Origin of the sequence: Porphyromonas sp. HMSC077F02, from assembly GCF_001815465.1 — a bacterium.
GTDB lineage: Bacteria > Bacteroidota > Bacteroidia > Bacteroidales > Porphyromonadaceae > Porphyromonas_A > Porphyromonas_A somerae.
Window position 1 is genome coordinate 46,780 of sequence record NZ_KV820654.1, and the last position, 12,978, is coordinate 59,757.

Below are 12,978 nucleotides of genomic sequence, written 5' to 3' on the forward strand. Positions count from 1 at the left end.
GGACAAGGGCGGTACCTAATCGGACAAGTCGGACAGATCAGACAAGTCGGACGAGTCGGACGGCCCCAGCTAGCTACCACACCAGCTACCACAGCGAGCCACCACAGCGAGCTACCACAGCTAGCCACCGCAGCTAGCTACCACACTAGCCACCACAGCTAGCTACCACAGCTAGCCACCACAGCTAGCTACCACAGCTAGCTACCACCGCCAGCCACCACAGCCAGCTACCACAGCCAGCTACCACACCAGCCACATCAGCTAGCTATCACACCAGCTACCACAGCGAGCCACCGCAGCTAGCTACCACACCAGCCACATCAGCTAGCTACCACAGCGAGCACCCATTGGGTGCGGCGTCCGACTTGTCCGACCTGTCCGACTCGTCCGACTTGTCCGATTAGGTACCGCCCTTGTCCGATAGAGGTACCTCCGCCACATAGCAGTGGCCCTCGGCACCGCGAATGCGGTACCGAGGGCCACTTATTTATATGGGGGGGCTAGTTACTTAGCCACACGAGAGATCACAGCACGGCTGCAACGTGGGTCGTCGTAGAACATATTCTCTACGCCACCGTTGGACTCGCGGATCAGGCGGTCTGGGTCGATGCCTTGCTCGTTAACAAGGAAGTCGATCACCACCTTAGAGCGCTGCTCGCTGAGGAACTGGTTGCGCTTTGAAGAACCGGTACCACGGTCGGCATAACCAGCGATCACAAACTTCGCATTTGGCTCACGACGCATTGCCTCAGCTAGGTAGCCTAGGTTCACCTTATCCTTATTAGAGAGGTCCCACTTATCGATCACGAAGGTCACGAGTAGTGGACCAGCGATGATCGTCTCCTTAGCCTCCTCTACGACAGCTTGACTAGCTAGCTCATCACGGAGTGCCTGATTAGCACGCTGTAGCTCGTTGACACGGTTACGAAGGGTGTTGAGTAGCTCCTCATTGTAGGTCACTACAGTGGTGTGGCTACGGTTCCAGCCACGGCCAGGGATATTGTAGGTCAGACCCAACTGTGCCTGTAGGATACCCTCGCCCCAGCGACCACCGATCTGACCATCAAAGCGGTCATTGGCATAGAAAGCATCGGCAGAGAGATGTAGCCAAAGAGCATCAGAAAGACGGCAGGCAGCGATCAGACCACCATTGATAGTGGCCTCGTTGCTCTTATCACGATAGACCATCTTGTGATCCTCCATCACCGCAGCGTTGTTGAACGAGTGTCCCCAACCGATACCTAGGTAAGGCATTAGGTGGAACACACGGTTCTCCTTGTAGCCACCGAAGAGGTTCACCACGTCAAATAGCACATCTACAGAGCTATTGAGGTACTGCATCTTAGTATCGTACATATCATAGCCGACACGCTTGGTAGCTGCCTCATTCACCTTACCAGCGATATGACCCTGCTTCATCATAGGATCCACGATAAAGCCTTGGTAGTTGCCAGGGATATTCTCGGTATGACCCGAAACGCCCTTCAGCTCCCAGCCAGTAAAGCGGGCACGTACAGCGATGGTTGGGGTAAACCACTTACCGAATGCTACTGTAGCAGCAGGGGTGAGGCGGTCCACAAAGTCCATCTGCTTATTGTGGTCACCAAAGAGCATCTGGGCACCACCCTGAAGGGTGATGAACCAGTTATCGCCAAAGTGATTGGTCTCCACCTTGTACTTATCATCATTGTAAGTCACCACCTTAGTGGAGTCGGTGGCGAACTCGCTCACCACCTCGCTCTGAGCAGCGGCCCCAATAAAGGCCACTGCTGAGAGTCCGAGGACTGAAATGAATTGTCTGATATTCATATACTATCTTGATTTACTATTATTTCATATTCTTATACTTATTCCACTCAGCATCGCTCAGGTCACGGACACAGCGCACATACCCCTTCCAAGTATCACTCTGACTACCATATCCCGGAGCATCTTTTGACATAGGATAGGCTAAATCATTATCAACTCGCATAAAAAACTGCGATTCAACATTATCCTCATCCTTTGATAAAATAGTACTACTCCATGTAATAAAAACGGCATCTGTACTTCGCTTGTTAGCTATCCGGTTGAAATAGTTAGTATTAGGAACACCTAAACCAATCATCGCCAATTCAGTCATATTGGGCAGTCTCCACTTACCCAGATCGGAGAAATCTCTCTCTTCATGGTACTTACTACAAGGGCTCACACCATAGTTTAGTTGCTCTCTAATATCTGCAAATTTCCACCTAAATGGTTTAGCATCAATATCATAATCAGAACTTCCTACATAATTCTTGGAGAGTCTAAAGCCCTTATAATAAAGTCGCATAGCAGCATCCTTTTCATTGTGTCTAGGTAACTCCTTGTCAGCATAAGCAAATCGAGAAGCTGAAGCACCAACGTGATCGTATCCAACGAATACGCCTCCAAAATCCTTACTCTTAGCTGTCCACTGAAGAGTATCCGACACATTGGGGATAAATTTAAAAAACTTATTTGCATTCCCCACATAGTATTTATCATCGAAGTTGTATGAACGTCCTGAAGGGTCCTCAATACTAGACTTTTCAATAATACCAAGGTCTCTAATTAAGCGTACAGTACTTCTAGTTTGATCAAGAGAAAACTTGTACCCATTTCTAAATTGCCACAATGGAGCTGCTGAAACGATGTCTTTTGATATACAAACCGTATTGGAAGTATAATCATCAAACCATGTGGATGTGTATAAGAGAAGAGGATTCTTAAATGTCGCATCCAATGGGGCTTTTAACCGTGCATAACTAGGCAATGACTGTTCTAGTAACACGAGCAACTCTGCCTCCAACTGTGATGGAATATACCACTTTAGCTCATTTGTCTGGAACTTACCATCCCTATTAACATCTCTATTACGAAGGTAGGGTGTCAAGTTAGCATACTTTCTGTCATTAAATGTGACACCATTAGCAAGTCCTTTTGTGCGCTGTTGCCAAATTCTCTCTGCCTGCTTAGGGTATCCTCCATAGCCTCTCTGATCATTCACAAAGACAAAGCCAGTGGTTGCATCAGCTTTCTCCTTAAGCCAATTAGCATACCCTTCAATTCCTGACTTCTTATCAACATAATAGTCAGAAGTTCCTAGGACATTAACCGTATTAATCCAGCCATTAGCAGTATGCTTATTACCGTATCTCGTTATTGAGCTAGGAGCCCTGAAATACCAACGAGTATTAGGTGTCTCATCAATCGACTCCACACCCCAAACTCGGATACCCTCAGGAGCTTCGGTAAAGAAGGTCTTGATAGAGTGCTGGCTCAGGGATACATAGGTTCCCTCAGTGAAATGACTCTGACGATCTGCTGAAGTGTGGATATTACCAGCCAAGAGGAAGAACTTACGGTCAGGAGCGTTAGCAAAGGTCTTCCAAAGAGTAGGATCTTTTTTATCAGCTGTTCTAGACTCCTTGGTCGGATACTTAATTGGATCCCAATCGTAATAAAACTCATCCACAAAGAGGGTGATACAAATCGCATTATTTCTATCAAAAAGAGGGTTAGGATTGGTTAATAGCCAAGCGAAAAATTGCTCTACGGTCAGAGTCTTTCCCCAATACGTTGCTGTAGATGCTCCTTTACCTGACTCTTCAGTATCAGAATAAAGTACCTCTGGGAGATTATCAGCATCAAATCCGCCACCCACAGGTGGTTTATGGACATAGATACGAATCCAATCATTGTCCACTTGTTTATTCTCGGGCACACCACTCTTTCGTGCTGTTTCAGCTTCATTCATGGTATATGTAACCAGCTTTAGTGGCTGGAAAGGAGTTTGAACCATAAACTGCAACTTAGCACCGTCCTTCAGCTCCCTATTGCCCGCACTCTTAAAGACGTCAAAATCTGCAGCAGAAAGCAACATAGTACGCTGTTCATAGTGGCTATCAAGCTGATAAACAGGCTTATTCCCAATTACGGTGCCACCTTCAACGGAGGAATTGGGTTCATCAAGTTTATCAGCTGATTTAGCCTCCACTATAATATTATCCACACCGTTGATAGTGATGGTATAATTATAGTGGGTTGCTGATTCAATGAAATAGTTATTGATCTTTTTGAAATCCTCCACAGTAGGGTTAACCCAATCACTAACCCCACTAAAATCGCCAAGGACTACCGTATAGGTAATGTAAGCTTGCTGATCATTGCCATCTTTCCGTATCGTAAGATCAGCCTCCATCACAAAAGTAGTTGCGTCATCTGGAGCATACTCCCAAGCACCATTCTCTACAGTACCATCACCGAGATCTTTTTTTACCCTCTTTTGGCGTAGGTCAAAGGCAGTAAAACCAGACTTAGCATCCTTCTTTTGCAACTGTGAGGTGGCGATATCATCTCCCGTAATTTTTCTCTTACATTCGGGATAGTTAGGAATCAAGTAGCCCTCTGCGTGAAACGAATTGGTCTCCTCGTCAACTAACATCTGAACAGACGGACTAGATAACTCTTTAATATCATCTTGATTCTTAACTATCGCATTGTAAATGTCGGTGCGAGTAGGAATATTTTGAAAGTGGTAGCTAACCGCATTAATGGTCACTCCCTCACCCGCCTTTATGGATGTAGTAATCTTAGCGATAAAAGGCACCAGCTGGATACTCACTTTACCAGCTTTAATCTGATCTTGAGTTACAGGTTGTACCGCATACATTAGAGGAGATTCGTACCGCTCAGTAGAGGCAAATTCATGATTGCTATTATTGGTATTAAGACGTAATCCTTTCAGCTCGTCTAGTGTCTTAATAGCCTTAAGCATAGCGTCAGTGTAGTCCTCACCAGAATCAGCGTCCTCAATGGCAAAATTATCTGAGACGAAATTGGCAAGAGCCACAACAGTCACATCACCGCCAGTTTGTTTCACTTGAAATGTGAGTCTATTACCAAGTTCTCCTTTAGTCTTAGTACCTCCAAATGGTATGCCCTTACCAACAGATCCACCATCACCAGTAGCAGGACCATCTAGGGCGATGAAGCCAAAGTCCTTCTTAGGATCGTGGCTAATGAGCACATCCCCAATGATATCACCGTGAGTATCAAATACCCACACTGCAAGGTCCTCAATTCTATGTTCATCAACTGGGCGTAGGTGTGAGCGTAGATTCACCTCATCGTAGTCCTTGATCGTGAAGGTGACATCTAGTGCGTTAGGACCACCCTCCTCCCCATAGAGATCTATGGTTCGCTCGTTCTGACAAGCAGCGAGGGCGAAGAGTGCCACCACAGTGGCAGCGAATAGTTTCAAATATTTTGTTACCATTATATTCTTATTTATCTATGTAATATAAATAGTTCAATTTAGTCGAATGGGGGAATATTAATATCCACCGTGAAGAACGAGTTAGATCCGAACTCAACACCGATCTTAGGAGCTACTCCACCATTGGTACGGAAGTGACAACCATCATTCTTAGGGAAGATAGTGCCATTGGGCTGTATCTTGGCTTTAGATTTCAGTTTTTGAACGCTTTCATCCCAAAGACCTGTTTTCTTATTGAAGACTCTCCAAGTAATGGTGATATTAAAAGGCTTGTTATCAGTAGGTTTCATTGGACGGAACCATACGGGCACTACCTGACGCTTAGCTCCAGCGGAGAAGTCTAGATCACTCAATACATAGGTTACTTTATTCACACTATTATTTGCTTGAATGGTCCATGGTTTAGGGTCATTTGCATAGACATCATTGGTAAAGTGTGACCCTCCGAAAGCCATACCATTGGATTCTACGATTAGCTGAGGGTGTATGCTCTTATCTGGATCCTTTGAGTTGGCATCATAGCCCTCCTCTCCAAGGAGATTGTCGAACTCAATAAGGAACATATTTCCAAAAAGCCTAAAATCAATGGTACCACCACCGTTCACATCAACATAACTCCAAAGGTGGGAAAGCTCACCTTTCTTGTAGCTGGAGATCAATGGCCATCCCACTTCGGGATTGGTCATATCTACCTTACCCTCATTTGCTACTTCGGTACGGATCACTGCACAGAGAGGTAGGGAAGAACTAGCATTGGTGATAAAGGCGCCCTTAGTGGCATTCTTAGTATTTGCACCACTGGTGGCAAAATACTTCACCTTGTTATCCTTTACGTTGGTATCTTGATAGGGAACAGTGAGTTCACCTTTGTTGGAGCTCGTCAATTTTAGAGTGGTTTGCTTTGCCACTGTTTCAGTCGTTTCTTGCAGATAAACAAGCATTTGAAGTTCATCAGTAGCTTTACCCCAAATAATTTTACTTGGAGAGTCCTCGGCGTCACCACCTACAAATAGAGCTCTTGGTCCTGCACTGTTACCTGAAAAAGCAGCAGTCACGTGAGCATACTTTTGCTCCTCAGGGGCTACCGAACGGTTGCAAGCAGTAGTACTCACCAGCAACGTAGCAACACCAAGAAGCGTATAGAAAACTTTTTTAGTCATACCTTTCTTTCTAACTTAAATACATAAACTAACTGAATAGGTCTTTCTCTTATGATAAGGAAATAGCTGTTGAAATGAATTGATCATCCAAACAAATCACTGATATCCCCATCACCACCTGGATTCAGACCTGGCTCAGACTCATCCTGCACGTTACCACTGGCGGTGGCTTGGGCTAGGAAGGCCTTTTCGATCCGCACCTCCTCTACGGAGAGGGTAGGCGCCTCGTACTTCTTGTTTTGTTTCATAATTTCTCTGATTTTAATTCTTATTGTTATTTTCCTTTTTTCTTTAGTTTACCTTTTCTGGCGCCTTGTCCATAGCCATAGCCGTAACCATAGCCATAACCGTAGCCGTAGCCACGTTTGCGGAACTCTGCGCCATTGAGGATCAGGTGCATATTGGGGAGGAGCGACTCATCATAGATGCGCTGGATATCGGGGAGTACCCGCCTATCGGTCACACCCGAGCGGATCACGAAGAGGCTCATATCCATACCTCTTGATACGACCGCCGCATCGGCCACTGCCACGAAGGGCACAGAGTCGAAGAGTACAAAGTCGTAGTCGGCACGTAGGGTGGCGATCAGTTGGTCAAACCGCTCATCCATCAGCAGCTCTACAGGATTGTAGACCTCACCACCAGTGGAGAGGAATTGTAGATTGGGCAGCTCGGCATCGGGCTGTACCATCATGGGTGACAGCTCTGAAGTGGGGTCGAGGATATAGTCACTCACCCCTGCCCCTGTGAGCTGAAGACGGCGGGAGAGGCTCGCCTTACGTAGGTCGAGGTCCACCAATGCTACCCGCTTGCCTAGGAAGGCGAGAGAGCGGGCGAGGTTGTAGGAGACGTAGCTCTTACCTGCCCCTTCGAAGAGGGAGGTGAGCATCACTGTACGACCACCCTCAGCCCCTTGTATATTACGTAGGCGGAAGAGGAGACTGGTACGAAGGATGCGGAACGCCTCTGTGCTGGCATCATCGCCTTGAGCGGCAATGCCGTGTATGGTGTGCTTCTGCTGTAGTGGATCGGCTGGCGTCACACCCAGCAGTGGGATAGAGAGGGCCTCTTCTAGCTCCTTCTTGCTACGAACCTTATTATCGCTCACCAATTGGATCACGAAGACAAAAGTAGTCAGCACCAAAGCGGCCAAGATCGCGATGGCGATACTCTTGGTACGATTGGGGCTAATGGGTTGATAGCCGGTATAGAAGTCGATCACCTTGGCATTGGTCTCGGCCGTTGCCTGGTTGAGGGAGTTCTCCTCACGCTTCTTGAGTAGGAATACGTAGAGGTCGGCCTTGATCGATTGCTGACGTGCGATATCAAGGGTACCGAGGTCACGATAAGGCTGCGACTTCATATTATTGATCGCTACCCCTTTGGCATTCTTCATCTGCCGGAGCGAGAAGTTCTTGGAGCTGATGAGGTTGTCAATCGCCGTGGTGATATTGCCCTTGAGGAGACCCAAGGTCTGGTCGAGCTCCTTCACCACAGGGTTATTGCTACTGCCCTCTTGTCCGATTTGGTCGCGACGGATCTTCATCTCATTGTACTGAGCGATCTGGCGACCGATGGTGGGCTCCACAATATCCTCACCTGGGAGGAGGCTCTGCTGGCTCTGCGGATTGGCGATGGCGGCACGAACCGAGCGGAGCAGTGATAGCTCACGCTCTACCTGACTGATCTCTACCGCATTGACGCTCCCCACCTCGAGGGCGGTGACATCAATCGCCTCACTCTGTGCCTCGGCTAGCTTCTGCTCTACACTGCCTAGCTCCTCACTCATCGCCACGATACGGTCGTCGATGAATTGAGCGGTCTTGCGGGCGCTCTCATTTTTATCGTCTATCGCCTCCTCATTATAGACCTCTACGAGTGCCTTGAGCACCTGCTCTGCACGGTAGGGGTGGTTATCTTTGATTTGGAGTTCCAGGATACGGGTCATCTTCTGTGGGTCGGTGGTCAGAGCCCCTACATAGCGAGAGGCAACGGCCATCACTGGCCACTTGGTCACCTTGATGGTGGTTCCCTTGGTTTTCGACTCCTCAAAGGTGTCGGTAGCAAGTACCGTTAGTGGTCCATAAGGGGTTGGCGTTGTTTTCCCTAGAGGTAAGGTGAGGCACTTCTTTGGCTCAGGAAATCCTTCGATCTCTACTTGATTATCCCCTAGATAGGTCATTTCAAGTACAAAGGACTGGGAGGAGAGACTATCGACCGTCACGAGACGCAGTGGGGTCTTATTGTATAGCTCTATGTAGCGGAGGTTGCGCTTGACTTGGTAACTAACATCGGCACCTGCGCGCTTCACCGCCTCAGCCATCAGCATCTTGGAGCGGAAGATATAGACCTCGTTATTGAGGGTGTTATTGCCCCTCCGTGAACCGACCTCTAGATCGACATTCATATCGGCACGAGGGTCCTTGATCATCACCTGTGCACCGCTAGAGTAGATCAGTGGTCGCCTTGCCACCCAATACCACGATGCAGCGACGAAGAAGAGGATCACCGCCACGTACCAGTACCACTTGGAGAGGAGGTAACGGAAGAGGTCGATCGCATTGAGGCCTGTCGCCCCATTGACTTTGGTGGCTCCCTGCTGATGTATGTTAGGATTATTACTCATCTATTCTCTTAATGCTTATCTCTTGAACTGCATCACTGCTACCATCACGGAGACGGGTAGTGTGATCAAACTGGCCACACGACTAAAGATACGCCAGAAGGTATCTTCCTTTTCGTCGGTCACATATCTCGGTGGCACGTAGATCATATCGCCTTGCTGTAGGTAAAAGGCAGGGCTACTGATCACCTCGGTGCTCTTGACGTTATTGGGGATCATGATGTAGCTATCACCCGACTTGCGGAGTACCAACACCTGCTCGAAATCACCTTTGTCATTAATGCCTCCCGACATCGCAATCGCCTCGAGGAGGTTGATGCTCCCCGACTCCACGGTATGCTTGCCTTGAGTGAGGCTCCCTAGGGTGTAAAAGCTAAAATCAGCATACTCGGCATAGACCTTAGGGTCGGCGAGGTAACCGCCATTGATGATCGCTTTGGTAATGGAGTTTTGCAGCTCGTCGATGGTCATTCCACCCGCTTGGATCATCCCCAACACAGGGAAATTGATCATCCCTTTTTGATTAACGCGATATACGTTTTGGCGATCCACACCACTGCCACCATACTCTTGGCTTCCTACCGTTCCATCCTTGGAGACTTGCACCTGAGAGGTGGCTGACTGATTGAAAGGCGCGGCCAACTCTAGTCGCGAACTACTCACTACAATACGGATGTTGTCCTCGGGCTTAATGGCAGACTTGGAGTCGTAGCGTGCTTTGTACTCACGTAGATACTCCATATCCTGCAAGTAGGTGATATCTTTGACCGATTTGCACGAACTTACCAGGAGAAGCACCATCAGCATCCCCCAAAGGGATAAATTATTGACAATATTTTTCATGCTACAAAGGTAGGAAAAATTAATTAATGAAGTGAGTGAATGGTGACGAAATTAAAACTTCTTAAAGCTAAGGATCGAGAGACTGGTCTTCCAGATAATGGAGAGATCCCTCATCAGGCCAGGGGACTTGATATAATCAAGGTCCATCTCGAGGCGGTGGAGCATCTTGGCGAGGGTATCGGTATAGCCATTGTAGAGGGTGGCTTCGCTGAAGACGCCGGGACGCATCTCATAGAGCTCTTCGTAGCGGGGGTCGGCCTCCATAATCTGATCGATAAAAAACTTTCGCTCGGGGCGATACCCTACAAAGCTCATATCGCCACGTAGGATATTCCATAGCTGTGGAAATTCATCGAGGTGGTGGTTGCGGATAAAGGCGCCTACCTTGGTGAGGCGTGGATCCTGCCCCTCAGTAGCACAAAGCTGTGGGCGACCACCTTTTTCGGCATCGATCCGCATGCTCCTAAACTTATAAAGGGTGAAGGGCTTGCCCCCTTTGCCAATACGCTCTTGCTTAAAGATAGGGGAGTGCTTGTCTTCACGCCATACGAGGAAGGCAATCACCAAAATAGGAAGTCCAAAGACAAGTAGCCCGCCGAGGGCAATCACGATGTCGGAAAACCGCTTGATCGCTCTATAGGCCAATGATGAGTTAGAGCTAGCGACGGTCTCTTCTACCTCTGCCTCCCGTGCAGGGCAGGTGAGACTTACGGCTCTATCTCCCTTGATTCGTTCTTCTTCTTCTCTCTCGTTTTAGAGACTGGTCCAAGTAATCATTTTCATAGTGTTCTAACTTACGTTGCTATCACAGATAGCTGGATAAGTAGTCTATTATATTATTGTTTCAATACTTCTTGATAAATCTCTACGCAGCGGTCGGTCATGGCATCGATGGTGAAGAGTGATTCGAACCTTGCTCTTGCTTGATCGGCATAGGCTTGGTAGCCCGGTTCGCTGGAGCAGATCTCCTCTACTGCTTGTGCCAATGCCCGACCATCCCTCACCGGTACCGTACGACCGGAGTCGTGGTCTTTATTGACCCATGCTACCCCACTCTCGGGAATCTGGGTGCTGACCACAGGCTTACGGTGGCTCATCGCCTCTACTTGTACAATGGCAAACGCTTCGTTTTTGGTGATGGAACTGAGGACAAAGAGGTGGCACGCCTCTAGGTAGGCCACCTTTTCTTCGTCGGTGATGAAGCCGAGAAGCTTCACTTTATTGGTCAGCCCCTCTGCCTCGATCTGCTGCTGTAGCTTCTGTTCGAGGGGTCCTCGCCCTGCGATGAGCACCACATAATCATCGCTCAGGTGCGACGCCATATCAATCAGGTACTCTATCCCTTTGTAGGGAACAAGTCGACCGATGGTGAGGAGGAGTCGCTTTCCTTGGTACTTGGCTTGTATCTTTTGCACCAATTCTGCATTGGGATGCTTATCGGGAATCCCAATCGGTAGGTAGGTGAGCTTGGAGCGGTCGCGAAGGCCTCTCGCCACCTGTGGGCTCTCAGCTACATAGATAGGAGTGGTGCCGACCACTTTATCTGCCCGCTGAAGGAGCCAATCCTCTATCGGCTGGTACATTTTGTACAACCATGGACGCACCAAGACATCGCTATGCCAGTGCAATACCACTTTTCCTTGGTAACCGGAGTGCTTGAGCACCCAGCCAGCCATAGGATCGGGGTGGTGAATGTGAATCAAATCGTAATGCCCTTGGATCTCACGTAGCTTGCTGAGCAACTGGGGTGAGAAGGTGGTGCCAAACTTCCTGAAGAGGGTTTTGCTGATGAAGGTGGTACCCCCATCAATATGCGCCACCTCTTTGGAAGGACCCGCATCATAACTGCTGCAAAGTAGGTCGCAATCGATTCCACGAGTGGGTAGAGTATCCCGAAGGAGCTCCATCACCTTTTCTACCCCGCCTCTGACTGGGTAAAATTTTCCAAACTGTAGAACTTTCATGAACCGCTTTATCCGCTTAATTTGTTACCTCAACCTAGCAATATTCCGCTCTATGAGCCGTCAATAGTGGTATCTGGTTACATTTCATTCACATATTCACGACACAAAGGTAGAAAAATATGTAATACCAGCCAAATAAACACCACACTATTTTAAGGGGGCATCTTTCTGCAGCACCTTACAAATGTATTGCAACAACGGTGCAGACCGCACAATCGTCAAGCAAAATCACGGGCTGGGTGCCTATCTCGGGGGTGCCTATCTCGGACAGGGGCGGGTGCCTAATCGGACAAGTCGGACAGGTCAGACAGATCGGACAAGTCGGACGGCCCCAGCCTCAGAGAACACAGCTAGTGCGGCGTCCGACTCGTCCGACTCGTCCGACTTGTCCGACCTGTCCGATAAAGGCACTCCCGCAAAGGCACTCCCGCAAAGGCACCCCCGCAAAGGCACCCCCGCAAAGGCACCCCCGCCCCACCCTCATGGTTGCCCCATATAGTGGACAATCAGCTGTTGCTGAAGGGTGGTGAAGCTCCGCTTGCGGGGGTTCCAATTGACCGCTTCTAGGGCGGCACGCAGTTTGGGATAACCGGCGATCTCTCGGCGTAACGCCCGACTGGCACTCTTGGGGGTGATGTCGGGGAAGTAGAGGCAGGCGGTGGACTTCACCCCCTGGGCTCGGGATAACTCCTCAGGCAAAGGCGGTAACTTAGTTGGGATTAATTCGGTGTCACTTACCCCCTTTGGAGAGGTCATTTTGAAAAACTGTAATTCGTTCATAGCATTGATATAGAGATGTTTATGAAAAATCTGTTGATCACTCACTCCGCAAAGATAGCAACAAATAACATACTATGCAAATATCATTCGCATATAAAATTATTATCTGCTCCGTAGTGGTCTTTAACTGAGTTGCAACTAAGCATTTGCTTTGTTGCAACTAAGCAAATGACGAGTTGCAACTCGCCGATCGCTTAGTTGCATCTCCACTTTTGTGAAGAAGCGGGGGCTTATCGGGGAGGCACCTTATCGGACAGTGGGCAGGTACCTAATCGGACAGTGGGCGGTACCTTATCGGACAAGTCGGACAGGTCAGACAGATCGGAC

At 48.5% G+C, this 12,978-nt stretch carries 9 protein-coding genes; all 9 read right to left on the bottom strand.

Going from position 1 to position 12,978, the window contains the following annotated elements; genetic code table 11:
- Window positions 1-504 precede the first annotated feature (504 nt).
- A complete protein-coding gene (locus tag HMPREF3027_RS03600) occupies window positions 505-1,809 on the bottom strand; it encodes an OmpA family protein (protein WP_083317490.1) in 1,305 nt (434 codons plus the stop codon).
- 19 nt (window positions 1,810-1,828) lie between these two features.
- The gene (locus HMPREF3027_RS03605; protein ID WP_070707129.1) at window positions 1,829-5,281 is read right to left on the bottom strand and encodes an Lcl C-terminal domain-containing protein; all 3,453 of its coding nucleotides are present in this window, start codon (window positions 5,279-5,281) and stop codon (window positions 1,829-1,831) included.
- Between the two features lie 38 nt (window positions 5,282-5,319).
- Window positions 5,320-6,441 carry a hypothetical protein gene (locus HMPREF3027_RS03610; RefSeq protein WP_070707130.1) on the bottom strand — a complete coding sequence of 374 codons (1,122 nt, stop codon included), beginning with the start codon at window positions 6,439-6,441 and terminating at the stop codon, window positions 5,320-5,322.
- An 83-nt stretch (window positions 6,442-6,524) separates the two neighbouring features.
- Entirely contained in the window at window positions 6,525-6,689 is a 165-nt protein-coding gene (locus tag HMPREF3027_RS09595; RefSeq protein WP_168165866.1) for a hypothetical protein, read from the bottom strand.
- A gap of 26 nt (window positions 6,690-6,715) precedes the next feature.
- Entirely contained in the window at window positions 6,716-9,067 is a 2,352-nt protein-coding gene (locus tag HMPREF3027_RS03615) for a GumC family protein (protein WP_070707131.1), read from the bottom strand.
- Between the two features lie 15 nt (window positions 9,068-9,082).
- Complete coding sequence (locus HMPREF3027_RS03620) at window positions 9,083-9,907, bottom strand: polysaccharide biosynthesis/export family protein (RefSeq protein WP_070707132.1); 825 nt, start codon at window positions 9,905-9,907, stop codon at window positions 9,083-9,085.
- A 51-nt stretch (window positions 9,908-9,958) separates the two neighbouring features.
- Window positions 9,959-10,552: a sugar transferase gene (locus HMPREF3027_RS03625; RefSeq protein ID WP_070707133.1), complete on the bottom strand. Its 594-nt coding sequence runs from the start codon at window positions 10,550-10,552 to the stop codon at window positions 9,959-9,961.
- Between the two features lie 191 nt (window positions 10,553-10,743).
- The gene (locus HMPREF3027_RS03630; protein WP_070707134.1) at window positions 10,744-11,871 is read right to left on the bottom strand and encodes a glycosyltransferase; all 1,128 of its coding nucleotides are present in this window, start codon (window positions 11,869-11,871) and stop codon (window positions 10,744-10,746) included.
- Window positions 11,872-12,351: 480 nt separating this feature from the next.
- The gene (locus HMPREF3027_RS03635; RefSeq protein ID WP_244400759.1) at window positions 12,352-12,651 is read right to left on the bottom strand and encodes a DUF4248 domain-containing protein; all 300 of its coding nucleotides are present in this window, start codon (window positions 12,649-12,651) and stop codon (window positions 12,352-12,354) included.
- Between the last annotated feature and the right edge of the window lie 327 nt (window positions 12,652-12,978).